Genomic DNA, 24,791 nt, shown 5'->3' with positions numbered 1-24,791 from the left:
GGGCCGACGAGGGCGCCGGCGGAAGGGTGAGCGCTACTGTGCGCGTAGTCTGCAACCAGAATAAGGGGTAATCTGGCGTTTCATTGAAAAACAATTGTTTGCAATGGACCTGATCGTTCCCCTGCGGACCTTCGCCAAGGTGGCCGAGGTCGGCTCCTTCGCCGCCGCTGCCGAGGCACTGGATCTGTCGCCGCAGCTGGTCGGCAAGCACATCCAGGCGCTGGAGCAGCACCTCGGCGTACGCCTGCTCAACCGCACCACGCGCAAGCAGAGCCTGACCGACTTCGGCCAGGCCTATCTGGCGCGGGCGCGGGTGATCCTGGAGGAAGTGGAGGGCGCCGAGCAATTGGCGGAAGTGGCGCGTGGACGGCCGATGGGACGCCTGCGCATCAGCGCGCCGGTCACCTTCGGCGTGCACGCGCTCGGTCCGGCGGTGGTGGCCTACATGCAGCAGTACCCGGACGTGCAGGTCGATCTGAACCTGTCCAACAGCCTGGTGGACATCGTCGAAGACGGCTACGACCTGGTGTTCCGTACCGGTGACCTGGCCGACAGCGGGCTGGTGGCACGGCGGCTGGGGCCGTATCCGCTGGTCCTGTGTGCGTCGCCAGGCTACCTGGCTTCGCGCCCGGCCATTACCCATCCCAATGACCTGAGCCGGCACGAGTGCCTGGGCTTCGCGCATTCGATCATCCGCACGCGCTGGAGTTTCCGCGATGCCGATGGCAGCGTGCTGGCCGTGCCGGTGTCCAGTCGCTTCATGGTCAACCAGGCCGAGCCGCTGCTGACAGCGGCCGTGGGTGGCCTGGGGTTGATCCTGCAGCCCTACGAAATGCTTGCCGCTGCGCTGGCGCGTGGTGAACTGGTGGAAGTGCTGCCGGACCATGTGCCGGTATCGACGTGGATCAACCTGGTGTATCCGCGCGACCGCCAGCTGACGCCCAAGCTGCGCAGCTTCCTGGACTTCTGCGTGGCGCGTTTCACAGAGCAGACGATGGCAAGGCGATAGCGTGGCATCGATCAGCATTCCCGTGTTCCCATGCGAAGGACTCGCCCCGTGATGTCTCTCCCGTTGCCGCAGCATGCCGCTCGCGTCCTGCTGCTGGCGTCCTTTTCCAGCGCCAGCGTGCTTGCGCAACAGACGCCTGCGCAAGCGTTGGCCGAGTGGGAGGTGCAAGGGCGCGCGGATGGCCTGGCGCGACCTGATACTGAATGCCAGGATTTCCTGCAGGCGATGGGCCGGAAGCCTCCGGAACTGCAGTATGTAGGCTGCAGCCAGGATGACGCGTCCTACATCAAGCCGATGGAGGCCCACTATCGTGTTTCAGGTGCCCAGGCGGCGCAGGTCGAAGCCTATCTGCACACGGCATTCGGCCTGCCTGCGTTGCGCTACGTCTGTTGTGGTTGGAGCAACGGCGCACCCTATTACTGGCGCGAAGGCCCGGATGCGGTGAGGTATCAGATCGGCATGGGCGTGGAATCGCTGCCGTACGAACGCGGCGAATGGCATCGCATCGAGGCATTCAACGTCACCGTCGAGGTGGTGCGGCTGCGTCCCTAGCGTGGATGCGGCGGGCCGATCCATCGTCTAGGATGCGCCCAGGGATACCCGCAAAGGAATTGCCATGAAGGCTGTTGGACGCCTGTTTCTCTGCAATGCGCTGGCCTGTTTGGTCCTGGTTGCCACATCGGCGTTTCCGGCAGCTGGCGCAGCACCTTCCGAGGGCGAACATCCACGTGCGCAGGATGCCATCGATGACTGGCTTGCGGCGTTCAATGCAGGCAGCCTCGAGGGGTTGCAGGCATTTGCCGACAGATATGCGAAGCAGGAGGGCAGCACGCCCAAGGACTATCTCGAGTTCCGCGAGAGTACCGGCCCGCTGCGCGTACTGGAAACAATCGAGCGCGCGCCCGGTCAAGCGAAGCTGCTGGTAATGGGCCAGCTGAACGAACGTGCGATGTGGGTGACGGCCGTCATGGACCCGGCCAATCCGTCGCGCCTGAAGCAGTTCCAGATCGAGGGCACTGAAACGCCGGACAGGTACAAGCCGGAACGGGTTGCTTTGCCTGCGCTGATGGCTGATGCCGCAGCAAAACTGGAGGCGCTGCGGGCACAGGACGCGCTGTCGGGTGCATTGCAGGTGGCGCGGAACGGTAAGGTGCTGCTGGACTGGCGCGGTGGCGATGCCGATCGCACCGCTGGCATTCCAGTGGACGTGGATACACAGTACCGCCTTGCGTCCTCCAACAAGATGTTCACCGCAGTGGCCATCCTGCAGCTGGTGCAGGACGGCAAGCTCAGCCTTGATGACACGATAGGCAAGTACCTGCCGGACTATCCGAACATGGCGGTCGCCAACAGCGTGACCGTACGCCATCTGCTGTCACATACCAGTGGCCTGGGCGATTTCTTCGGCGATGATTTCGAACAGTATTCCGCGTCGTTGAAGACGCTGGATGACTATGTACAGCGCTTTGCCAAGGATGCACCGCAGTTCACGCCGGGCAGCCAGGACAGCTACTCCAATTACGGATTCATCGTGCTGGGGCGCATCATCGAGGCGGTTTCCGGGCAGAGCTACTACGACTACGTCGAGGCACGGATTCTGCGCCCGGCGGGCATGGTCGCGACCGGTTTCGAGCCCGAGTCGGTGACCGTTCCCCATCGTGCCGTCGCCTATACGCGTGTGGACGGGCAGTGGGTACGTGAAACCCGCACATTGCCATGGCGCGGCATGTCGGCCGGTGGTGGCTACAGTACGGTGGGCGACATGGTGAAGTTCGCCGAGGCGCTGCGTACTGGCAAGCTGGTGTCGCCCAAGCTGTTGCAGCAGGCTACCTCGGCGCAGAACCACAAGGGCTGGTATGGCTTTGGCTTCGTAGTGCAGGGCGAGGGCAGGGAGCACCAGTACGGCCACGAAGGCGGTGCGCCCGGCTCGAACAGCGCCATCGTGGTGCTGCCCGCGCAGGGCTATGTGATCGTCGGCCTGGCCAATGTCGATCCGGATGCGATCGGCAACGTGGTCAACTACATCGCACGCAGGGTGCCGCTGTAGCCGAGGTGCATGCCGTTCATTCCGGCACCCGCACCATCTTCGTCATCAGGTGTTCCACCACGCCCGCCGGATCGGCCGTGCGGCCGACATGCGTACTCGACATCTGCACCACGGAGCTGCGCTTGGCGGTGAGGAAATGGAAGCGCGCGCGCGCGGGCAGCTGCGCGATTGGCCCGGCCGTGGCGTCACCGCGGCAGATCGCCACGATCGCATCCAGCCATGGCTGCAATGCGTCCAGGTCCAGCGCCGGCGCGAAGGCCTGCAGGCGCGCCGGATCGATCTCGATGGCGGCTTCCAGATGCCGCGCGCCGGGGCAGGAGACGATCACCCCGACGTTGATGAATTCCTCCCGTTCCACCCGCGGCACGACGCGGATGACCGCGTAGTCATACGTGTGCAGCGTGGGCACGGATGGCCTCCTGCACGAACACCGCACGCACTTTCAGGCGATGCTTGAGATAGTCGATGTAGCCTTGGCGATAGGCCTGCGGACTGTCGAATGCCGGCTCGTTGACCAGCCAGCTGTCTGGAACCAGGCCGACGATGCGTTCGATCTCGGTATCGGTCAGGCGCGCGGCCAGCTCGGCATCCACCTCGGCGATGTGGCTGGCGAACGACAGCAGCACATGGTCGCGGATCAGCACGAACGGCTTTTCGCAGGCATCGCCGGCGTTGGCCCAGTCGTGATGGAAGTACATGGCCGCACCGTGGTCGATCAGGTACAGCTTGCGGTGCCATACCATCAGGTTGGGGTTGCGGGTGGTGCGATCGACATTGCTGGTAAACGCATCGAACCAGACGATGCGCGAGGCCAGGTCGGCATCCACCGGCATCGCCGCCGGGTCGTAATTGATCGCGCCGGGCAGGTAGTCCAGGCCCAGGTTCAGGCCCTCGCTGGCGCGGATCAGCTCCTGGATCTCCGGGTCCGGTTCGGTGCGGGCGAACTCGCGGTCCAGTTCCACGAACAGGATTTCTGGAATCGGCAGGCCCAGCGTGCGCGCCATTTCGCCGGCGATCAGCTCGGCGATCAGCGCCTTCGGGCCCTGGCCGGCGCCGCGGAACTTCAGCACGGCCATGCCGTCGTCGTCGGTCTCGACTACGGCCGGAAGGGAGCCACCTTCCCGCAAGGGAGTGATGTAGCGGAGGGCATGTACGGTGCGCATGGGCGCATTCTAGCGTGGGTGCCGCCAAGGGAGCGCCGGGAGCGCCCCGGCGGCTCCATGTCGTTCACCGTCAGTGAGCCAGCGTACCGCGCTGCTGTTCCTGCACCTGCGTGCGGATCTGCTCCTGCGAGGCCTGATCGGCCTGTCGCTGGTTGACCACGCCAAGCATATCCAGGCTGTCCTGCACCGGGCGTTGCGCGGCCTCGGCGGTGGGCGATGACGCGCGCAGCGAGGCCGGATCATCCAGCGGCCCCTTCACCACGAAGATGTTCTGCGCCGCGCCCGCACCATCGGTCTGGCGGCTGAGCACCACATGGTCGACCCGGTCCAGCCCGTTTTCGCGGGCCAGCACCAGCAGGCTGGCGCTCAGGCGCTCGCTGGACGCATCGAAACTGCGTCCGTTGGCAGCATCCAGCGCCGCTACCTTGCCGCGGATCTGCTCGTGCAGCGAACGGTCACGGCCTTCCGCAAGCGGCAACGCCATTGCATCACCTGCGGAGGCCTGCTGTGCGGTGATGGGGACATGTGCATGCGTACCTTCGGTATGGTCGAAGTAATGCAGCGTCGACGGCGAGGTGCTGGTATCGAAGTAGGGCTGGCGCGGGGGCGAGCCCTCGCCGAGGTTGAGCCCGTTCTGCTCCAGCAGGCGCTCGTCCAGGCCCAGCTTCTTCATGTTCACTTCCATCCGGCTGACGCCGTCGGGCGCTGGATTCGCGGCCTCGTATCCGCTGACCAGTTCGATCGCCTGGACGCCGTAGAAATTCTGGTAGTCCGAATTCCCATGATGGCCCAGGCCGGTGCTGACGCCCTGGTCGTAATAGTGCCTGGCCATTCCCTCGATGTTGGCTGCGGTGGGGGAGATGGTCAGGTCCGCATTGAGGGTCAGCTCCGGGTGCGGTGCATAGGTGATCGGCGGGCCGGGTCGCGACTGGATGACGTCTGTCGAGCGGGTGCTGGCTTCATACAGGTCGCGCAGGGTAGCGTCCGGGTTGTTGGCACGTACCTGGCTGACCAGCGCATTCCAGCCTGCGATGTTCGAGGAGGCCTCATCGCGGCGGTTGGCCGCGAGCAGGGTGCCGATTGCCTCGGTGTAATCATGGCTGGTGGTACGGCTTGCGATCTGCTCCACCTCGGCATCGAATTGCACGTAGGCACGCTCGACATCGGCGTCGTTGAAGCCGTGCTGGATCTCGTGACCGAGCACAAAGGTGACCTCGGCCGCGTCGAACCTGTCCGGCGCCGCCGGAGTCGACAAGCTGCTGGCGGGCAGGTTGATGGATTTCGTGCCGGTCTCGTAGGTGCCACCCGCATTGCTTGTGGCGGGCAACAGTTCGAAGCGTTCCAGATAGCCTGCCGCGATCGCTGCGTCCACCTGCTTTGCCAGCACGGGCGAGCCCGCGATGACGCTGCGCAGGTTGTCGACCTGGTCGCTGGTGACGTCGGTCTTGCCGGCGAACTCGCCCAGCAGGCGTTCCGTTTCTGCGGAAAGGGTCGTCATTGATGGCTCCCCTTACTGCACGGTGACAAGACGCACGCAGGCATGCGTGGCGTCGCCGAGGGCGTGGGGGTTCTCGGGCATGGTGTCGACCTTGATGCTCAGCTGCGGTCGATCGAAGCGGTCGTAGATCACCCGGCCGTGTTCGCCGCGCACCGTCTCGCGCTTGAATCCGGCGGCATCCAGTGCCGAAGCGAAGTGGTTGAAGTCGACCCGGCAGATCGCTGCAGCCGAGGCCTTGCGATCGCTGCTGGTGTCGATGAAATTCAGGTCCAGCCGCGCGTCGGCAGTGCCGGCCCGCTGCACTTCCAGGCCATAGCCCCATTCCGGCGTCAGCGTGCCGCCATAGCCGAAGTGCCCGGGGCCGAAGGTCTGCGCCGGTGCCTGCATTGCGGCGGACAGGCGTTCGACGGTCAGCTCGCGCGTGGACGTCGTTGCGTTGATCAGGTCCAGCAGGCGCAGCAGCAACTGCTCGGCATTGAGCGGGGAGGGCGAAGTGGTGTCGGATACGGCGGGGGCCATGGTGTCGGTTCCTTGAGAAGTCGGCGTGCGGTCGGCGGCATGTGCGCAGGCGCAGAGCGTGGCCGCTGAAAGTGCGAGCGTCCACGGTCGTATGAATGCGTACCGGGGCATGTGCGTTCCTTGCAATTGAAGGCTGACCCTAGGGCCAGCCGGATGAAGCAGAGGTTAAGCGCACTTGAGGCGTGGTCTTCACTCCGCCCTTCCCGTTGTGGTGGCAGCATCGGTTCCCAAGCAGCATCCACCCTGGGTGTGACCTTCAACAGGAGGCTGTCATGCCGCTACTGCGCAGCTGTCACATTTCATCCCGCATGCTCTGCACCGCGTGGTGTTGAACCCGGTCTGATACGGCCACCTTGCCGGCACGGATGGCCGCCACCCGCAATACCTGCCACGTTTCACGCATCGCAGATCCGGCGCTGTCCTGCCGGTGCTGCGATCCAGGCATGTGCGCCTCCAGATTGCCCCTGTGTTGCCGCTGGCATTCCAGGTGCGGGAGAGCGCCATCTCCATGATGTTCCTGCAGGCTTTGGAGGTGTACCAATGAGCGACGAATACGATGGAACGCTGCCGCCCCTGGACGATGCCAAGGTTGAGGAAATGATCGGCAAGCTGGTGCTGGTCGGTGTGACCCGCTATGGCGGCGATGGCCAGGTAAAGGGGCTGGAGCAGTACGCAGGCACGGTGTTGCGCATCAGCGCTGACGAGGGCGTGGTGCTGGCCGATGAGAATGATGGCCACGAGCGCTATCTGCCGCCGATGCTGGACCAGTACCAGCCAGCCGAGCCCGGGGAGTACCGCATGCACACCAGTGGCATGATCGTGGTCGACCCCGACTACCTGGCCACCTGGGACTTGCACGCGCAGCAGTAGTGCCAGGCCATGCCTGGCAGGTGCCGGCAGTTCCCCGGCACCTCCCGGAGCTGCACTTTGCCCCATCCGGCCACTAGCCCTTCCGGCCCATTCACGACAACCCCTGCGGTGCTAGATTCGGGTCCATGCCCGATTCCGGGTACCCATTCACACTCCAGGGGATAAGGATGCTGATCCGTCGAACCTCTTTGGCAGCGGCTGTTGCCGTTGCCACCGTCGGCCTGCTGGCCGCTGGCCCGGCGCTTGCCGATTACGCGAAGCCGCCGGAACACCTGCTCAAGGTGCTGAAGGCGCCGCCGCCGCCGGCACCGAACGTGGCCCCGGGCGGCCAGCGCCTGCTGCTGACTACCGCGCAGACCTACCCGTCGATCAGCCGTGTCGCCCAGCCGTACCTGAAGCTGGCCGGCGTGCGCCTGGAGCCGAAGAACCGCAGCCGCCATGACACACCCGGTGGCTACGGCATTCCGGCCTGCGTGGCCGACTTCACCCTGGTCGATATCGCCAGCGGCAAGGAGACCAAGGTCAACCTGCCGCAGGGCTGCGCGACCGGCGCGCTGTGGTCGGCCGATGGCAGTCATTTCGCGTTCCAGAACGCAGTCGATACCAGCGTGCAGCTGTGGGTGGGTGATGCGGCCACCGGGCAGGTGAAGCAGATCCCGAACGTGCAGCTGAACCCGATCTTCGGCAACACCGTGCAGTGGCTGGGTGGCAGCCAGAACCTGCTGGTGAAGCTGGTGCCGGCAAACCAGGGCCCGGCGCCGTCCAACGGTGGCGTGCCGACCGGTCCGGACGCGCAGGAGTCGCTGGGCAGCAGCGGCGAGAGCAGCACCTACGAAGCCCGCGACACGCTGACCAGCGTCCATGACGAGAAGCTGTTCGCTTATTACGGTGCCTCGCAGCTGGCCGTGGTCGATACTGCCGCCGGCAGCGTGCGTCCGGTGGGACAGCCGGCGTTGTTCAACGACGTCAGCGCTGCACCCGATGGCGTGCATGTACTGACCGAGTCGATCAAGGCACCGTATTCGCATGCGGTGACCTACCAGCGCTTCGCCAACGACGTGGCCGTGCTGGATATCGCCAGCGGCAAGTCCACGCCGATCGCCAGCCTGCCGCTGGCCGATCGCGTGCCGGTGCACGGCGTGCCGGAAGGCCCGCGTGGTTTCGACTGGCGTGCCACCGATCCGGCCACCCTGGTCTATGCCGAGGCACTGGACAAGGGCGACTGGAAGGTCAGCGTGCCGCATCGTGACCGCGTGCTGATGCTGAAGGCGCCGTTCAACGGCAAGCCGACCGAAGTCACCCGTACCGCGCAGCGTTTTGAAGGCTTCGCGTGGTCCGCCGATCCGTCCGTGGCGTTCCAGTTCGAGAACGACGAGAACCGCCACTGGATGCAGACCCGCATCGTCGATGTGGACCAGCCGAAGAAGGAAGGCCGCCTGCTGTGGGACATGTCCAGCGATGAGCTGTACGGCAACCCCGGCAACCTGGTCTTTACCCGCCTGCCGAATGGCGCGCAGGTCGTGCGCCGTGAGGGCAACCATGTGTTCCTCAGCGGCCGTGGCGCCTCGCCGCAGGGCGACCGTCCGTTCCTGGACCGCCTGGACCTGGGCACGCTGAAGAGCGAGCGCCTGTTCCGGAGCAGTGCCGACGCCTACGAACAGTTCCTCGGTTTCAGCAACGCGCCGGGGCGCTACCTGACCTGGCACCAGTCGGTGATCGATCCGCCGAATGCCTTCATCCGCCAGCAGGGTGAGGCGGTGGCCGATGCGAAGGCTGGCGAGGCACAGTTCGCCTCCACCACGACCGCGTTGACCAGGCTGGTCGACCCGACCCCGGAAGTGCGCCAGATCAAGAAGCAGCTGGTGACCTACAAGCGTGCCGACGGCGTGGACCTGTCGTTCACCCTGTACACGCCGCCTGGCTACAAGGAAGGCCAGCGTGTGCCGGCGATCCTGTATGCGTACCCGGCCGACTTCGCCAACGCCGCGCAGGCCGGCCAGGTGTCCGGTTCGCAGCAGACCTTCACCCGCCTGCAGCCGTACCGCCTGATGCTGCTGGCCGGCTACGCGATCATCGACAACGCGTCGTTCCCGATCGTGGGCGACCCGAAGAACGCCTACGACACCTACCTGGAGCAGCTGGAAGCCGACGCCAAGGCGGCCGTGGACAAGGCCGTGGACATGGGCGTGGTCGACCGCAACCGCATCGGTGTGACCGGTCACAGCCATGGTGGCCTGATGACCGCCAACCTGATTGCGCACACCAACCTGTTCAAGGCCGGCGTGGCGACCAGTGGTTCGTACAACAAGACCTTCACCCCGTTCGGCTTCCAGAACGAACGCCGCTCGGTCTGGCAGGCGCAGGACGTGTACCTGAAGGCCTCGCCGTTCTTCTATGCCGACAAGATCAAGCTGCCGCTGCTGCTGGTCCACGGCGAAGACGACGCCAACCCGGGCACCGAGCCGTTCCAGTCGCGCAAGCTGTACCAGGCGATCCGCGGCAACGGCGGCACCACCCGCCTGGTGATGCTGCCGAACGAGCCGCACTGGTACACCGCGCTGGAGTCGAACGAGCAGCTGGTGGCGGAAATGTTGAACTGGTTCGACACCTACGTGAAGAACGCCAAGTAGCGTCGAGCCTGCTCGACCGCTTTGCAGAAGGCCGCCTTCGGGCGGCCTTCCTGCATCCTGTGGAGCCGGGCCATGTTCGGCTGTTGTTCGACAGAGATAGGAAAGTCTCATGAAGGCAAGGATGTTGGCGCTGGCCACGTTGTTGATTTCTCCCGTGGCAATGGCAGTCCAGCCACGGATGAGCGTGCACGTGACGTACGACTGGTCTGGCTGGGGTTCGGTATCTGAGCGCTGGGTCATCCGGCGCGATGCCTATGGGTTGACCACCCGTGTACAGGTGGTTGACGCGCCCGACGTCCAGCCGCGCTTGCCGGAGCTTCTACCGTTCGGTGCGCTGTCAGCGTTCGAGGCCGCGCTGCAGGCAGCACCGTTGACCAGGGACGCCACAGTGGATCTGATCACTTCGCAGCTGGACCGGCCCGCGATACTGAAGCTGGATCCGGAGCTGCGCAGCATGCCGCCGGCCACATGCTCGTTTGCCCAGCAGCAGGCCTGGGCACGGCAAGCTCTAGCCGGGCAGGGTCTGCAGGAGCGCGTTGCAAAACACTTCAACGGGCTCTGGACCGATGACTATCCCATCATGACCGTGGTCGTATCCCGGCCGGGCCACCCGGATACCGTCCTGGTGTCCACCTCCCAGTACACGATGATGCAGCCATGGAAGCGCCTGTCGTCGGTGGACTTCGATCAGCAGGATCTGGAGGGTGCTCAGGAAGAGTGGCGTCCGGCGTTGAGCGATGCATTGATGGAGCTGCTACCTGCGGGAGAACCCACACGCGAACGCTTCAAGATCGCTTGGTTTCAGAACAGATTGCGCGGCGACCTTGCCTTGGAGGCGCTGCGTTGTGGAACTCTGCGCAAGGAAACGGCAGATTGATCATCCGTGGATGCTCTGCAATCAACTGTGGAGACTCGGTAACGACGTGTTACCGGCACATTCGCACGCCGCGCAAATGGTCTAGGCTGAACCTGATAGCTCGTTCCAGGTCGGTGCAATGAAAGCCATTCTCCTTGCTGCAACGTTGTCCTTGGTCCTGGTCTCAGCTGCAGGTGCGCAGCCAATGCCCACCGAGCTGGCGCAGCTGGGGATCATCGCCGGCATGCCCTACGCCAAGGCCAAGCGCCTGCTGGATGCCGCAGGCTGGCGGGCAAAACCTGCGCAGGGCGCGCCGGAATCGCTGGACGGCTTTCCGGAAGTCGGATGCCGGAAGGACGGAAAGCAGTGTGCGACGACCTTCGAAAAGGACGGTCAACAGATCGCGGTGCGGCTGGGCACTACCCTGGCAGGGCAGCCGTTCGTGCAGAGCGCTGACTGAGTACCCGCCCTCACGCCAGCGGTAGGCGGTCCTGCGCGTGCGACAGCCGGTCATGCAGGTCGCGCACATGTTCTGCCTTGGCATGCACCCGGGTGGTATCACCGAAACTGCGTAGATAAGCGCAGGCCGCGAAGCCGGCGCTCTTCTTTTCGTACTCCGCAATCCAGGCCAGCCGATCCGGATTGTTGGCCTGCTCGGCGGACCACGCGGCAACCGGCGGGCGGATGCGATAACGCAGGCCGACGCGCCACGGCTTCGGTGTCAGCCGCGCACGGAAGCAGTGCTGCAGTCGGCACATGCGCGCGTACAGGGTATCGGTGCCCAGTGCCTTGAAGAACGCCTGCAGCTGCTCGTCCTCGGGCGAGAAGGTGGCATGCATCGCCAGCACGCGCAGTCCCGCAGGCGTGCGGTAAGCGCGCAGATGCCAGTCGGGGTGTTGTTCGCTGAAGACTTCCACGCGCCGCAGCGCAAGCCCTTCGGCACCCCCTGCGGCCGCCAGACGCTGCCTGCGGCGCAACAGCAATGCGGCATTGACCAGAACCACCGCCGCTACGCCCAGCACCAGCCCCACCAGCCAGTGCCACAGCAGCGTGCCGGTGACGGCGCCGGCAAGCAGCACGATCGCCGCAACGATGGCCGGCATCACGCAGCCGGCTGGCGGCTGCGCATGGTCGATGTCGGCGAACAGCACGTCCGGGCTGTTGAGGCACAGTGCGCCATAGCTGTTGCGGGTGATGACGACGTCGCCGTCGCGCTGCACGATCTGCTCGCGGATCGGCACGCCCTCCACGCCGTAGTTGCTGCGCACTTCGCGGCGCGGCAGCGCCTGCCCGGCGAGGATGGCATTGAGGGCTTCGTTGGCGCGGCGGTCGGCGTGCACCTGCGCCTCTGCAGGGCCTTCGTCGGACCAGCCGAAGCGGCGCACCACCACCGGCCGGCCACGGAAGCGGGCCTGCAGGCGGGCTTCAGCCCAGTACGCGGGAACGATCATCATCGCGGGGTGCTCCATCTTCCGTGGCAGGTGCCGAATCGAGTCTGGCACAGCGCCGGGGTGCCCGCATCTGCTTGCTGCGGCGGCCGGGCCGGGGTGATAGATTGCGCGCTTCGCCTGCACTCCACCAAGGACGGAGCGATGTCCATGATCCTGCGCGGCCTGTTGGCCCTGGCCTGTGCCGGGGCAGTTGGCATGGCCACGGCGGCGGTACCGGCCGGGCCTCAGATTGTCACTGACGATGTCAGTCGCTTCTACGCGCTGTACGACAACGCAGGTGGCAAACCCAGCGTGGCGCAGTTGCGTGGATACATGGCCGAGGGTTCGGCGGGCCTGGCCGAGCTGGCGAAGGCGCGCCGGGTCACCCCCGAGCGCATTGCCGAGTCCATCGCCAACCAGCCGGAACTGTATGCGCAGGGACGAAGCTGCCTGGCCGAACTGCCGGCGGTGAAACAACGCCTGACGCAGGTGTTTTCCAACCTGCAGGCCATCTACCCGCAGGCCGCGTTTCCGCCGGTGACCATCGCGGTGGGCCGTGGCCGTCCGGTCGGGCTGACCTCGAAAAGCGGGGTGATCATCGGCCTGGAAGCGCTGTGCGCAGCCGATTTCATGAATCCCAATGTGCAGGACCGCTTCGTGCACGTGATTGCGCACGAGTACGTGCACATCCAACAGACGGGCCTGACCGACTTCGAGCCGGGCGACCCGCATGCGACGGTGCTGCGTGTTTCGCTGGGGGAGGGCATCGCCGAGTTCATCGCCGAACTGATTTCCGGCAACGTCGGCAACGGGCGCCACGCGACCTGGACCCGTGGCCGGGAAGTGCATATCGAAAGCGCGTTCGCGCTGGATCTGGACAGCACCGATCTGTCGCCGTGGCTGTACAACTACAAGCCAGGCTCGCAGGAACCTTACGACCTGGGGTACTGGGTGGGCTACCGCATCGCCAAGGCCTATTACCTGCAGGCCAAGGACAAGCGTGATGCGGTGCGTGCGCTGATCCAGCAGGACAACCCGAAGGCGATCCTGGCCGCCAGCGGCTGGACGCCGGGCATGTGGATGCCGGCAAAAGTCACGGGTGTGGCGGCGCGTACGGCTGCACGCTGAGCACAGGGCGGGGCGTTAGACTGCGGAAGATGATTTCAGGAGTACCCGCATGCGTGGATCTGTTGAGCTTGCCGCTGCCACCGTCGTGACGCTGGGCCTCGCGTTGGCTTCTCCGCTGGGCGCTGCAGAAGCCGTCGCAGTCAATCCGATGCTGCAGACGCCGATCGACCAGCTGCGCCCCGACGAGGTTCGTTTCATGCAGCAGCGCCTGGCGGATTGGCCGGAACTGCAGCGTTACCGAGACGCCAACACGCGACTGCCTGCGGCGGTGTCGGGCCAGCCGCGCGTGGTCTTCTTCGGCGACTCGATCACCGAAGGCTGGGGTGCGGAAGGCAGCGCAGGATTTTTCCCCGGCAAGGGCTGGTTCAATCGTGGCATCAGCGGCCAGACCACGGCGCAGATGCTGGTGCGCTTCCCGCAGGACGTGCTGGCACTGAAGCCACAGGTGGTGGTGATCCTGGCCGGCACCAACGACATCGCCGGCAACACCGGCCCGTCTACGCAGGCGATGATTGAAGACAACCTGCATGCGATGGTGGACCTGGCGCGTGCACATGGCATCGCCGTGGTGCTGTCGTCGGTGCTGCCGGTCAGCGACTATCCGTGGCTGCCGGGCACAACGCCAGCGCCGAAGGTGCGCGCATTGAACACGTCATTGAAGCGCTATGCCGACGCGAAGCATGTGGTCTATCTGGACTACTACACGCCGATGGCCAATGCCGCCGGAGGTCTCGATCCGCAGCTGGCCGAGGATGGCGTGCATCCCACCGAGAAGGGCTATGCGGTGATGGCGCCGTTGGCCGAGGCGGCGGTCAAGCGCGCGCTGCAGCAGAAGTAGCTTCTGCGGGCAGACTCGCCAGCAACCACTCACAGAAACTGATCACCAGCGGATCGGCGGCGCTGTCCTCATGCACCAGCCAACTCCAGCGCGGGCCGCGCACGCGTGCCTCATCCAGCGGCTGCAGCAGGCCCTGGTCGCAGGCGCGTGCCGCCAGCAGCTCGCTGACCAGGGCGATACCCAGCCCTTGGCAGGCAGCATCCAGCAGCTGCCCGGGCTCGGAGAAGTTCATGCCTTCGCGGCGCTGGCCGACGTCAGCGCCACCCTGTACCTGCCACTGGCTCCAGTCCATTTCGCGCTCGCCATGCAGGGTGAGGCGTTCGTGCACCGGTGTGGCGAGCAGGGCCGGATGGCAGGCTGGATAGAGACGATCCTGCAGCAGCACGCGATGCTGGCACTGCGCCTGTGAGTCGAGGTCATCGCGTACCGCCACGTCCAGCGTCTGCGTGGTCATGTCCGGTGCCTCCTCGCTGGTCAGCAGCCACAGGTCGGCGTCGGGATGCAGGCGGTGGAAGCTGGCCAGGCGCGGCACCAGCCAATGCCGGGCAAACGCTGGGCTGGTGTTGACGATCAATTGATTCGGCTTGCGGTACTGATCGAGCCGGCGGATGCCGCTGGCCAGCTGCCGCAGCAGGGACTGGGTGGTTTCCAGCAGGTCGATGCCGGCGTCGGTGAGGGTGACGCTGCGGCCCTGCCGGAAGAACAACGGCTGCTGCAGCGAGGCTTCCAGGCCCCGGATCTGCTGGCTGATGGCCGACTGGGTCAGGTGCAGTTCCTCGGCGGCCCTGTGGAAACTACCCAGGCGGGCGGCGGCCTCGAAACCACGCAGCGCGTTCAGCGGTGGCCAATGCTTGAGCATTTCAGGTAAGTAAAACTGTTCAATTGATAGCTGAATCTATCGTTTGTTCTTATGGATGGGCAAGCGCAGCATAGCTTCCATCCCACACCGGCCCTGGAGCCAGTCATGAGCAGCCGTCGTCACTTCCTCACCCAGCTGGCGGGCGCCGCCGGTCTTGGCGGCCTGGCCGCCCTCGGCCTGGCGGGGCTGCCGGCGCGCGTATCTGCCGCGGGGCCAACTGCGGGCATCTGGCGCATGCCGGATGAGCATGGGCCGCAGGAACGTGTCTTTCTGGCCTTCGCCGCGCAACCGCGGGTGTGGGGCGCGCAGGCCGATGCGGTGAACACCGCCGTGGCACGGCTGGCCCGCACCATCGCCCGCCACCAGCCCGTCAGCGTGCTGTGCCGCCCGGCGCAGCGGAAGCAGGCGCAGGACCGCTGCGGCCGCGACAACATCGAGTTTCTCGAAGTACCGCTGGATGACATCTGGGTGCGCGATTACGGCGGTTGCTTCGTCACCAATGGCCGGGGCGGACTGGGGCTGGTCGACTTCAACTTCAACGGCTGGGGCGGCAAGCAGAGCGCACGCAACGATGGCGCGGTGGCGCCCTGGCTGGCGCAGGTGACCGGCGCGACGCTGCTGGAAAGCGATCTGGTGGGCGAGGGCGGCGGCATCGAAGTCGATGGCCATGGCACCGCGATCCTCACCGAGAGCTGCTGGGTGAACCGCAACCGCAATCCAGACTGGTCGCGCGCGGATATCGAGGCTGAGCTGAAGCATCACCTGGGCCTGCGCAAGGTGATCTGGCTGCCCGGTATTGCCGGCGAAGACATCACCGATGCGCATGTGGATTTCTATGCGCGCTTCGTGCGGCCGGGCGTGGTGGTCGCCAACCTGGACAATGATCCGGAGTCCTACGATTACGATCTGACCCGCGAGCACCTGGACATTCTGCGCGGGGCCACCGATGCCGATGGCCGTCGCCTGCAGGTGCATACGCTGCCGCCGCCGCTGGACGGGCGCGACAACGTGCATACCCGCGACAACGACGATCTGGCGATGGGCTATATCAACTACCTGCCGATCAACGGCGCGGTGGTCGCGCCGCAGTTCGGTGACGACGCAGCCGATGGCTACTGCCGTGAACTGCTGGAAGACATGTATCCCGGCCGCGTGATCGAACAGGTGGATATCGATGCGATCGCCGGTGGCGGTGGCGGCATCCATTGCGTGACCAAGAACATGCCGAAGGTAGGCTGAGTTGCCTCAGGCGTCGTCCTGCTTCAACGCCGCATCGGCCGCCAGCAGCGCCTCGGCGGCTGCACTGAGCGGCGGCGACGGCGGGGCGACCACGCCGATCGCTTCCATCATCTTCGGCATGCCCAGGAACTGGCGCGCGCGGCGGTCGTAGATGCCGGTGACCAGCAGCGCACGGGTGGCGATCTTCTGCTCGGGCCCGATCAGCACGCGCTGCTCCATGATGCCGCGCGAGCCGGCCCAGCCCACCAGGCGCGTTTCCAGGGTGAAGCGCTGGAACGGCTTGAGTTCGCGGCGGAACTGGATGGTGCCGGCACCGACGATCGGTGCCCACTTCTCGCGCAGCGCCACCCGGCCCAGGCCCATGCGCAGGATCAGGTCCAGCCGGCCCAGATCGAAGATGTTCCAGTAGCGGCCGTTGGTCATGTGCAGGTTGCTGTCCAGATCATTGGGCAGTACACGGAACTGCAGGCGCGAGACCCCGAACGGGGCCTCCAGCTTCGGCCGGAACAGACTGCACAGCAGCAAGTGGAGCAGGCGGAACCAGAGATTCATGGTTATGACGACTGTTATAGAATCGTCGATACGCTAATCTATGACGACTGTCCTGGCAAGGAGCCTGCCATGAGCCCGCGCCCCTCTGATGCGCCACAACGCGTGATTGATGCTGCGGCACAGATGCTGGCACGCGTGGGTCTCAATGCCACCAGCATCCGTGAGGTGACCAAGCTGGCCGAGGCGCCGCTGGGTTCCACCTATCACCACTTTCCCGGCGGCAAGCAGGAGTTGCTGGCGCGTGCCACTTACATGGCTGGCGACAAGGTGGAAGCGCTGCTGGTGGAGCTGCTGAAGGGCGGCGCAGTGCAGGGCCTGCAGCAGTTCCTGGCAATGTGGCGCGAGCGCCTGTTGCGCTCCGGGTTCCGCGCCGGCTGCCCGGTGCTGGCTGCTGCCGTGGAGGAGCCGGTTGACGCGGTGCCCAGCCAACCGCGCGCGGCAGCTGCCGAGGTGTTCATGCGCTGGCAGGGCCATCTGGCCGCAGCGTTCGTCGCCGACGGCCATGACCCGGCCGCCGCGGGTGGGCTGGCCAATCTGGTGATTGCCAGCGTGGAAGGTGCGGTGGCGATGTGCCGCGCGCTGCAGGACATCGCCCCGTTCGACCAGGTGGCCGCGCAGTTGCTGAAGGCCGCCGCGCCTCCTTGATCCGGCGGCACGGTCGCGGGAGACTCGGCGCAGGCCCTGACTGGACGCCGCCATGGACGAATCGCACTGCCGCCATCTGATCGAGCACTACCTGCAGGCCTACAACCGCTTCGACATCGACGCCATGCTGGCGGTGCTGGCGCATGACGTGCGTTTCGAGAACCACAGCGGTAACCAGCTCACGATGGTCACCGAAGGCATCGATGCCTTCGGCGAACTGGCACGGCAATCGGCGCCGTTGTTCCGTGAGCGCGAGCAGCGGTTGCTCGAGCTGACCTTCAAGGATGATGTGGCGCTGGCCAGCATCGGCTGGCGTGGCGTGTTCGCGCAGGACATTCCCGATGGTCCCTGCGCGGGCACGGAACTGGCCCTGCAGGGACACAGCGAGTTCGCTTTTGAGGACGGTCGCATCGTGCGGATCGTCGACCGCAGCTGATGATCAATGGCCTCGGCCCGTCGTCTGGACAGTGGCCACGGCCGCGGTAGAATCCGCGCAACACCACCCACGCGTGCCCGGCAAGGATGTCCGCATGCTGTATCAGGTTCTTGAGCTTCCATGCTCCACGATCCGCGGCACCCGGTGGCGCCGATGAAACGCACCCGTTTCTTTGCGCGGAGCCCGCTGAAGTTGCCGGTGAACCGCGCCGGTGAGCTTGTGCGCGCGCGGCGACACCTGCAGGAACGCGGTTGGCCGCGCCTGCAGATGGCGCTGATCGTGGCGCTGACCGGTGCGGCCGGTTTCCTTGCCTCGCACCTGCTGCGTCTGGCCGGTATCGACGCGATGCTGCTTCGCTACCCGATGGCCGTATTGCTGGCCTATGGCGTGTTTCTGCTGCTGATGTGGATCTGGATCCGCTGGCGCTGGGACAACGTGCTTGATGGCCTGTCGCCGGATGTGGGCAGTGGCAGCCCTTCGCCTCGCGGAGGTGCCGTGGAATCACCGTGGAGCGGCGTCGGTGGCCGTTCTGGAGGTGGCGGCGCGTCAGCTTCGTGGAATGAGTCGGCGCAGGCCGGCGGCGGCGATGCCGGTGAGCTGCCGTTGACCGGCCTGGCCGAAGACGAAGCGGGCCTGCCGTTGCTGGCGATCCTCGGCATCGTCGCGCTGGTGGCGACCGTCCTGCTGGCGAGCGTGTGGGTGGTGTGGTCTGCGCCGGTGCTGATGGCCGAATTGTTGGTGGACGCCGCCATCGCCGGTGGCCTGTACCGGCGCATGCAGGGCATGCACGAGCAGGGGTGGTGGCGGGTATGCGTGACGCACACGATCTGGCCGCTGCTCGGCCTGCTGCTGTTCTTCGTGGTGCTGGGCTGGCTCGCGCAGGAACTCGCGCCAGATGCGACCCATCTGCTGCAGGTCATTCAAGCGCTGTAGCGCCACGTTCCCGGCCGATATCCCAACCTGCTTCATTTCTTCCAGGAACTTCATGCGACAGCGCATTGCAGGGAAACGCGTCCTGGGCACAACGGTCGTTCTATCGATGGTTGCAGTCGTAGCGCTGATCGCCAGCGTGCGCCCGCAATGGCGGCAGGCAGTCGGCCCACCTCCGATCAATCTGGGAACGGCACGGATGCAGGCCGAAGTGATGGCAGAGCTCATCGACCTGCGACCGACACCACCAGGGAAGCCGCCGGAACCACCGATTCCAATCAAGGGAATCTTCTCCCCGATGCTGACCGGTAACAGTGGATCCGCGACCGCGGCAGTGCCGCTGGAAGATGTCGCGCCAGCACACTTCGAGCCGCGCGGCTGGCAGCCCGACATGCCATTTGCCGTGATGGAATGGACTGCGCCTACCTGCGGCGAAGGAGACCCCGCCCCTGTCTGCCAGGTTCGTCACAGCGTCGTGGAATGGCGTGATGATGACAGTGCAGCGTCCTTTCAACTGCAGCAGCATCTGGAGTCGATGCTGCAGGTTGTGAACCGCCGGGCTGTACGGGTACCCGACCTCGCGTTTGAGCTTGCGCATGTGCGGGCGCAGCGGATGACGTGGGACGAACTTCAGGACCGACGCGCGCGCGGTATCGAGGGATGCAAGGGTGGTCCGGGCAATACCGATCTGGGCGTTGTCTATCTGCAGCGTCCTGTGTTCAGCCTGGACGGGAACTGGGCAATGGCATCGATCGCCTCGGATCTGTGCAGCGGCGGAACGGGTATGCGCGGCCTCTACCTTCTGCACCGCAGGAATGGCGGATGGGAGCGCATTCGAGTGGAGCCTGTCCGCCATATGAGCTTTGGACACGGCCTGTGGCCCGCGTTGCCGGAGTCGTGATGACAGATACCTCGTTCAAGCCAGACCGTGACTGCCAACAACGGATCGCCTGGCGACGCATTGCATCGCTGGCGGCGGCGCTGTCGGCTTTGGCTCTCATGGCCGGGATCTGCAGCCTGCGCCCGAGGTGGCAGCAGGAGATCGGTCGGCTACCGATCAACCTGGGAACGGCGCAGATGCAGGCTGAGGCGACGGCGCTGGCGATCCGGCAGATGCCGCCATTCCCCCTTCCACCCGCATTGCCGCAGCCAACGCCAGTTCTGCCAACGTCGCTGAGCGAGGTGCCCACCGCACCGCAGACGCCGTCCACGCGCGTTGATCGATGGGGCCCGCAGGAGCAGCCGCAGTTGACCGACCCGGTGGGGGAGGACATCTACGGGATGGAGCAGACCTTGCCCTATTGCTGGCCGGGCAGCAGTGCCTCCATCTGCCAGGAGGTGGACGATCTGGTCCTGCCGCTGGACGATTGGTGGCCGCCGGACATCCATGCGCTGCGGTTGCAGCTGCAGGCGGACCTGGTTCCCGCCAATCGCCGGTCCACGCCAGTGCCTGCGGCCGCATTGGCCGGTGCGCAGCGGATGGACAGCGCGGGGCTTCGAGTGCTGCGGGAGCAGGGGTGCGGGGCAACGGTGCATGGGCCGACTCGGACATACGACCACGTCGCCTATCTGACCCGGCCCGTTTTCAGCGTCGATGGGCAGTGGGCTATGATCGCGGTCGCCTGGGATTCGTGTTCCGGCGATTTCGTCTACCGGGAGCTTGTCGTGCTGCATCGGGAACAAGGACGCTGGATGGCCGAACCCCCGGAACGGGGTCTGGGCGGCGTATGGGACGGCCGCATACTGCGGCCCTGGACGTACAACCACTGACGAGGAAGAGCGCATGGATGTCGCTGCACGCAGGAACAGGACGTTGTTTCGTTGGATCATGGTGACGCTGTTGGCGGTACTGATGCCGTTTGCAGCACTGGCGCAGCCCGCAGCCGGGCAGGCCGATGGCGCCGAAGCCGCCACTGCCGCGGAAGAGGCCCAATGCCGCGCCTGCAGCTATGAGCGTATCGGGCCCAAGATCGATATCGGACTGGTTGCACTGGTGTCGCTGCTGGTGGTGGGCTTGCTGGTAGCGGTGTCCCGCGAGTGGGGCACCACGTCGCAGCGCTGGACCTGCCGCACGCTGGCCCTGCTGCTGGTGGGTGTCGGCGTGGCGTTGCTGTGGTGGGCTGGCAGCGTCGTCTACCTGGGCTACAACCCGTGGCAGGAAATGGCCGCCCCTGTCGATGGCTCGCTCACCTCGACACTGCTCAACACCTCACCGAAGTGGCTGGCGGCGCTGGTGTTGATTGGTTTCGCACCTTCCATCTGGAAGCGCAGCGAGCGCCTGCCGGCCTGGCGTATCGGCTGACCCTGGAACGACGGCGCCGACTCACATCCGGCGCCGCCTGCGGTAATCAGTCAAAGCGCCAGCGCACGCCCGCATAGACGCCACGCCCATCGCCCGGAGTCGAGCGTGCGACATCCTTGCCGGCGTCGTCGTAGCCCGGCGTGACCGTGGCGGCGTAGTGGCGGTTGCCGATGTTGCGCATCTCCGCCCAGGCCTGCCAGCGGCCACCGGGTGCGTCGTAGCCGATGCGGCTGCCGAAGATCACATGGCTGTCGGCCCAGTAGCTGTTGGCGTAGTCCACCGCGATGCGCGAGGCGTATTCGGTGTTCAGCGCCGCGTACAGGCCGGACGCGTGATCGAAGCGCAGCTCGGCCTGGTAGCTGTGGCGCGGCAGGCCGGGCAGGCGGTTGCTGCCGAAGCGTGCATCGTGGCGATAACGGAAATCACTGAAGGTGTACGCCTGGCGCAACGACAGGCGCCCCGGCGCGGCCTGCCACAGTGTGCTGTCCAATCCGGCTTCGATGCCACGGTGCACGGTGGGGCTGGCGTTGTTCTCTGCGATGAACAGGTTCGGTACCGGCTGCAGCTCCACGCTCAGCAGCTCGTGGTTGACGTGCGCGTAGTAGCCGGTCAGTTCCCAGCGGCCCAGCACGGCGTCGCCGCGCGCACCCAGTTCCAGCGTGGTGGCGGTCTGGTTCTGCATCGGCACCGGCGCGCGCTGGCGGCCGGTAGACGGGCTATTGCCCGGCCCGAAGTACTGGTTCGAGCCCCAGATCATCGACCACGGATGCGGCGCTTCCACCGAGCGGCTGAGGTTGCCGAACCACTGGGTCTGGGCGCTGTGCTGCCAGGTGAAGCCCAGTCGCGGCGCATAGTCCCAGTCGTGGTCGCGCAGACGGCCGCCGCTGCTCGGCCAGGTCACCTGCACATCGCGGCGGGTGTTGATCAGTGCCAGCCCGGTCTGCATGCGCAGGCGGTCATTGAAGGTGAGGGTATTGCCGACGTGCAGCGTGCTGTCGGTGCCGTGGTGGCGGAAGTCACGCGTGCGCGTACCGGCGGCATAGCCGTTGCTGGCAAAGCGCAGCGACTCGCGCACATCGGCGTCCAGATCGTGGGTGATGCGCAGACCGACCGTGGTTTCGCTGTCCAGGCCGAACAGCTGGTGGCGGCGGCGGTAGTCCAGCGTGGCGTTGAGGTTGGCGTAGTCCAGCTGCTGCCGGTACAGGCTCTCGTTCAAGTCCATCGGGTACGCGTGATAGACCAGCCCGGCCTGCAGCGAGGAGTCCTCATCGATCTGCAGCGTGGTGACGTTGCCCACCCAGGTGCTGCCCGGCTGCGGGCGGCGCGCATCGATGGCCAGGTTGGCCGCATTCGCGGCGCGTGGATCGTTGCGGATCTGATCGCGGGTCAGGCGGCCGGGCGTTTCATGATTCGTTTCGCGATAGCGCACGAAGAAACGCGTCTGCAGGTCGGGCGTGATCTGCCAGCCGATGTTGGCCATCGCGCCCTTGCCGTCGCCGCGCGCATGGCGCTGGTAACCGTCGAATTCGGTATCGTTGTAGGCCAGGAAGTAGTCGACATCACCACTGACGCCGCCCCAGCTGATGCCCCGCTTCTGGTAGCCACGGCTGCCGGCTTCGTAGTGCAGCTGCACGCCGGCCGAATCACGACCGCTGCGGCTGACGTAGTCGATGGCACCGCCCAGCGCCAGCGCGCCGCGCTCGAAGCCGTTGGCGCCGCGCAGCACTTCCACGCGTGACAGCCACAGCGGTTCCAGCAGCTCGTAGGGCGTGCCGCCGGGGCCGGTCAGTGGCAGGCCGTCGATCGACACGGCGATGCCCGAGGCGTGCGCACCCGGGCCACGGTTGATGCCCGAGCCACGGATCGAGATCTTGGTGCCTTCGTTGCCCGGCGATTGCGCGCTGATGCCCGGCTGGTAGGCCAGCACATCGGCACTGCTGGACAGTCGGCTGTTGGCCTTGGACACGTCGATGACGTTGCTGGCGCCGGGCACGCGCTTCAGCGCCTCGCGTGCCTGCGTGCTGGCATCGGCAGCAGCGGTGACCTGCACGGCATCCAGCGTGGTGGCCTGCGGGGCTGCAGTGGCGGTGGAGGAAAGGCCGAGGGAAACGGCCAGGAACAGCAGCGAGGGGGTGGGGCGGTACGACGAGAGCGACATGCGGGAATGCTGTAAACCACGAAAGTGGCGCGCAAGTTAACAGGTCGCGAGCGGTACGTCACCCATCACCGGCGTATGGGGGCTGGTGCGCCTGTAGAGCCGAGCCCATGCTCGGCTGCTTTTTTACGGAGCCGAGCATGGGCTCGACTCTACAGCAGGGTTTACTGCGAAGGCTTCGCCAGCGCCTTGGCCTTCGCGTACAGCGCCTTGGCAGTCTCCGCATCACCCAACGCTGCATGGCACTCCGCCAAGCTGTCCCACACATTGGCCGAATCCGGATACAACTCGGCGTTGAGCGCGAACACCTTCAATGCCCTGCGTGCACCCAGGCTCTGGCGGATGGCATAGCCATCGGCATTGATCGCACGCTCCAGTTCATCGGTCGCAATGCCGCTGCTGTCACGCAACCGTGTGCGCAGGGCTGGTGCAGCGCCTGCATCATCATCCAGCGCATAGGCAATCAAGCGTTCGGACAACACCGCATGCGGAAATTCCTTCGGTGCGGCCACCGCCATCGTGCTTTCCACCAGCGTGCTCGACCACACATTGCGCGCACTGCCATTGGTCAGGTACACGAATACCCAGTAGCCATTCGCCAACGTGCCCTTGTAGGCCAACCGCGCACGCACGCGGGTACCGCCATCGTGACCGACCTGGGTGTAGCCATCGCTGCGCACGGTATCCCAGCCGGTGGAGAAGAAATTGTTGCCGCCACCGGCCAGTTTCTGCGGCTGCCAGAGTTTTTCCAGGGTCGCCGTGCGCAGCAGCTTGCCGGTCGCCAGCGCCTGCAGGAAACGGTTCATGTCGCCTACGGTGGTCTGCAGATCGGCATGGCCCCAGCCGTAGCCCGGCCAGGGATCTTCATTGGCCGGTTGCAGGTGGCCGTCCTTGCCGATGTAGGGCACGGCCGCGCGCTGGGCGGGCACGCTGGCGATGCCCCACGAGGTGCTGGTCATTTTCAATGGCTGCAGGATGCGTTCGCGCGCGATGGCCGGGTAGGGCTTGCGGTAGTGCGCTTCCAGCAAGGCGGTCAGCACCAGGTAGTTTGCCTGGGTGTACTGCACGCGGCTGCCGGTGGCGAACTGCATCGGTGCCGCGCCGGCCACCTTCAGTGCAGCGGCAAGATCAGGGGCTACACCGGGGTAGCCCTTGCTGACCCAGCGGTTGTCCACGCGGTCGTAGTACTCGCCGATACCTGAGCTGTGGTTGAGGAAATCGCGCACGTGGATCGCCTGCCATGCAGTGGGCAGGTCCTGCACATAGCGACTGGCCGGCGCATCCAGATCCACCTTACCCTGGTCCACCAGCTGCATCACCAGCGTGCTGGTCAGCAGCTTGGCCATCGATTGCGCGGCGAAGATGGAATCGACGGTGGCAGGCGCGTGGGTAGCGGGATCACGTTCACCGCTGGCGCCCTGGTACAGCACCTGGCCGTTGTGTGCGACCAGCACTGCCTGGCCGGCAATGCCGTAACGCTCGCGGTTGGCCTTCAGCTGGGTGTCGAGCTGATTGGAAAGATCGCCGGCAGTTTCAAGCGCCGAAACGGGTGGGATCGCAAACAGCGTGCAGAGCAATGCAGCAGCCAGGGTGCGGTACATCGCGGTGATCCGTCAGCGGTGATGGCGCATGTTGGTCAGCGACGGGCATTGGGTCAAGCATGTAGAGCCGAGCCCATGCTCGGC

Annotated in this window: 26 protein-coding genes; 16 read left to right on the top strand and 10 right to left on the bottom strand. The window is 65.7% G+C overall.

The annotated features are described in order from the left end of the window. Positions 1-103 precede the first annotated feature (103 nt). From ACW5IY_RS14185 to ACW5IY_RS14175, 3 genes are all read left to right on the top strand, one after another. Positions 104-1,009 carry a LysR family transcriptional regulator gene (locus ACW5IY_RS14185; protein ID WP_049436733.1) on the top strand — a complete coding sequence of 302 codons (906 nt, stop codon included), beginning with the start codon at positions 104-106 and terminating at the stop codon, positions 1,007-1,009. 51 nt (positions 1,010-1,060) lie between these two features. After that, positions 1,061-1,561, top strand: coding sequence for a DUF4952 domain-containing protein (locus ACW5IY_RS14180; protein WP_049436732.1), 501 nt, complete (start codon positions 1,061-1,063; stop codon positions 1,559-1,561). A gap of 64 nt (positions 1,562-1,625) precedes the next feature. Next, a complete protein-coding gene (locus tag ACW5IY_RS14175; protein ID WP_049436731.1) occupies positions 1,626-3,056 on the top strand; it encodes a serine hydrolase domain-containing protein in 1,431 nt (476 codons plus the stop codon). Positions 3,057-3,072: 16 nt separating this feature from the next. Here ACW5IY_RS14175 and ACW5IY_RS14170 read toward each other — a convergent pair whose 3' ends face one another. From ACW5IY_RS14170 to ACW5IY_RS14150, 5 genes are all read right to left on the bottom strand, one after another. Beyond that, complete coding sequence (locus ACW5IY_RS14170; RefSeq protein ID WP_049436730.1) at positions 3,073-3,465, bottom strand: DUF3037 domain-containing protein; 393 nt, start codon at positions 3,463-3,465, stop codon at positions 3,073-3,075. Beyond that, positions 3,443-4,219 carry a HipA family kinase gene (locus ACW5IY_RS14165; RefSeq protein WP_049436729.1) on the bottom strand — a complete coding sequence of 259 codons (777 nt, stop codon included), beginning with the start codon at positions 4,217-4,219 and terminating at the stop codon, positions 3,443-3,445. Before ACW5IY_RS14165 ends, ACW5IY_RS14170 begins: the two co-directional genes overlap by 23 nt. Before the next feature lie 70 nt (positions 4,220-4,289). Beyond that, positions 4,290-5,717 carry an XVIPCD domain-containing protein gene (locus tag ACW5IY_RS14160; RefSeq protein ID WP_049436728.1) on the bottom strand — a complete coding sequence of 476 codons (1,428 nt, stop codon included), beginning with the start codon at positions 5,715-5,717 and terminating at the stop codon, positions 4,290-4,292. Between the two features lie 12 nt (positions 5,718-5,729). Further along, a complete protein-coding gene (locus tag ACW5IY_RS14155) occupies positions 5,730-6,236 on the bottom strand; it encodes a hypothetical protein (protein WP_239682918.1) in 507 nt (168 codons plus the stop codon). Between the two features lie 292 nt (positions 6,237-6,528). Then, entirely contained in the window at positions 6,529-6,681 is a 153-nt protein-coding gene (locus ACW5IY_RS14150; RefSeq protein ID WP_160314076.1) for a hypothetical protein, read from the bottom strand. 95 nt (positions 6,682-6,776) lie between these two features. Between ACW5IY_RS14150 and ACW5IY_RS14145 the strand changes: the two genes are divergently transcribed. The 4 genes from ACW5IY_RS14145 to ACW5IY_RS14130 all read left to right on the top strand — a co-directional run bounded on the left by ACW5IY_RS14145 (position 6,777) and on the right by ACW5IY_RS14130 (position 11,052). After that, positions 6,777-7,106: a hypothetical protein gene (locus ACW5IY_RS14145; protein WP_049436727.1), complete on the top strand. Its 330-nt coding sequence runs from the start codon at positions 6,777-6,779 to the stop codon at positions 7,104-7,106. Between the two features lie 167 nt (positions 7,107-7,273). Next, the gene (locus tag ACW5IY_RS14140) at positions 7,274-9,736 is read left to right on the top strand and encodes a S9 family peptidase (RefSeq protein ID WP_049436726.1); all 2,463 of its coding nucleotides are present in this window, start codon (positions 7,274-7,276) and stop codon (positions 9,734-9,736) included. A 121-nt stretch (positions 9,737-9,857) separates the two neighbouring features. Continuing rightward, a complete protein-coding gene (locus tag ACW5IY_RS14135) occupies positions 9,858-10,613 on the top strand; it encodes a hypothetical protein (protein ID WP_239682919.1) in 756 nt (251 codons plus the stop codon). 184 nt (positions 10,614-10,797) lie between these two features. Next, positions 10,798-11,052: a hypothetical protein gene (locus tag ACW5IY_RS14130; RefSeq protein WP_239682920.1), complete on the top strand. Its 255-nt coding sequence runs from the start codon at positions 10,798-10,800 to the stop codon at positions 11,050-11,052. A 10-nt stretch (positions 11,053-11,062) separates the two neighbouring features. On the opposite strand, the gene ACW5IY_RS14125 is transcribed toward ACW5IY_RS14130, so the two are convergent. Next, entirely contained in the window at positions 11,063-12,046 is a 984-nt protein-coding gene (locus tag ACW5IY_RS14125) for a hypothetical protein (RefSeq protein ID WP_049436723.1), read from the bottom strand. Positions 12,047-12,184: 138 nt separating this feature from the next. On the opposite strand from ACW5IY_RS14125, the gene ACW5IY_RS14120 reads away from it, so the two are divergent. Together ACW5IY_RS14120 and ACW5IY_RS14115 are read left to right on the top strand one after the other, a co-directional pair. Further along, the gene (locus tag ACW5IY_RS14120; RefSeq protein ID WP_049436722.1) at positions 12,185-13,150 is read left to right on the top strand and encodes a DUF2268 domain-containing putative Zn-dependent protease; all 966 of its coding nucleotides are present in this window, start codon (positions 12,185-12,187) and stop codon (positions 13,148-13,150) included. Positions 13,151-13,199: 49 nt separating this feature from the next. Next, complete coding sequence (locus tag ACW5IY_RS14115; protein WP_049436721.1) at positions 13,200-13,988, top strand: SGNH/GDSL hydrolase family protein; 789 nt, start codon at positions 13,200-13,202, stop codon at positions 13,986-13,988. On the opposite strand, the gene ACW5IY_RS14110 is transcribed toward ACW5IY_RS14115, so the two are convergent. Next, on the bottom strand, positions 13,963-14,847 hold the full coding sequence (locus tag ACW5IY_RS14110; RefSeq protein ID WP_049436720.1) for a LysR family transcriptional regulator: 885 nt from the start codon (positions 14,845-14,847) through the stop codon (positions 13,963-13,965). The genes ACW5IY_RS14115 and ACW5IY_RS14110 overlap by 26 nt on opposite strands. 105 nt (positions 14,848-14,952) lie before the next feature. On the opposite strand from ACW5IY_RS14110, the gene ACW5IY_RS14105 reads away from it, so the two are divergent. Beyond that, positions 14,953-16,086 carry an agmatine deiminase family protein gene (locus ACW5IY_RS14105; protein WP_049436719.1) on the top strand — a complete coding sequence of 378 codons (1,134 nt, stop codon included), beginning with the start codon at positions 14,953-14,955 and terminating at the stop codon, positions 16,084-16,086. Positions 16,087-16,092: 6 nt separating this feature from the next. Here ACW5IY_RS14105 and ACW5IY_RS14100 read toward each other — a convergent pair whose 3' ends face one another. Beyond that, a complete protein-coding gene (locus tag ACW5IY_RS14100) occupies positions 16,093-16,638 on the bottom strand; it encodes a thioesterase family protein (RefSeq protein ID WP_049436718.1) in 546 nt (181 codons plus the stop codon). A 69-nt stretch (positions 16,639-16,707) separates the two neighbouring features. On the opposite strand from ACW5IY_RS14100, the gene ACW5IY_RS14095 reads away from it, so the two are divergent. The 6 genes from ACW5IY_RS14095 (at position 16,708) to ACW5IY_RS14070 (ending at position 20,951) form a co-directional block, all read left to right on the top strand. Then, complete coding sequence (locus tag ACW5IY_RS14095; protein WP_049436717.1) at positions 16,708-17,283, top strand: TetR/AcrR family transcriptional regulator; 576 nt, start codon at positions 16,708-16,710, stop codon at positions 17,281-17,283. 52 nt (positions 17,284-17,335) lie between these two features. Beyond that, complete coding sequence (locus ACW5IY_RS14090) at positions 17,336-17,719, top strand: nuclear transport factor 2 family protein (RefSeq protein ID WP_049436716.1); 384 nt, start codon at positions 17,336-17,338, stop codon at positions 17,717-17,719. Between the two features lie 153 nt (positions 17,720-17,872). After that, positions 17,873-18,652 carry a hypothetical protein gene (locus tag ACW5IY_RS14085; RefSeq protein WP_049436779.1) on the top strand — a complete coding sequence of 260 codons (780 nt, stop codon included), beginning with the start codon at positions 17,873-17,875 and terminating at the stop codon, positions 18,650-18,652. Positions 18,653-18,704: 52 nt separating this feature from the next. After that, positions 18,705-19,550 (top strand): hypothetical protein, encoded by an 846-nt coding sequence (locus tag ACW5IY_RS14080; protein WP_049436715.1) that lies wholly within the window; start codon positions 18,705-18,707, stop codon positions 19,548-19,550. Then, complete coding sequence (locus ACW5IY_RS14075) at positions 19,550-20,419, top strand: hypothetical protein (protein ID WP_049436714.1); 870 nt, start codon at positions 19,550-19,552, stop codon at positions 20,417-20,419. The genes ACW5IY_RS14080 and ACW5IY_RS14075 overlap by 1 nt, the downstream gene beginning before the upstream one ends. A 13-nt stretch (positions 20,420-20,432) precedes the next feature. After that, a complete protein-coding gene (locus ACW5IY_RS14070) occupies positions 20,433-20,951 on the top strand; it encodes a hypothetical protein (RefSeq protein ID WP_049436713.1) in 519 nt (172 codons plus the stop codon). A 46-nt stretch (positions 20,952-20,997) separates the two neighbouring features. On the opposite strand, the gene ACW5IY_RS14065 is transcribed toward ACW5IY_RS14070, so the two are convergent. Beyond that, positions 20,998-23,109: a TonB-dependent receptor family protein gene (locus tag ACW5IY_RS14065; protein WP_049436712.1), complete on the bottom strand. Its 2,112-nt coding sequence runs from the start codon at positions 23,107-23,109 to the stop codon at positions 20,998-21,000. A gap of 161 nt (positions 23,110-23,270) precedes the next feature. After that, complete coding sequence (locus ACW5IY_RS14060) at positions 23,271-24,707, bottom strand: serine hydrolase domain-containing protein (RefSeq protein ID WP_049436711.1); 1,437 nt, start codon at positions 24,705-24,707, stop codon at positions 23,271-23,273. Between the last annotated feature and the right edge of the window lie 84 nt (positions 24,708-24,791).

It is taken from the genome of Stenotrophomonas sp. C-A, assembly GCF_054030835.1.
The sequence above is the reverse complement of the archived record's forward strand: the minus strand, read 5'-3'. Positions and strand labels throughout refer to the sequence as shown.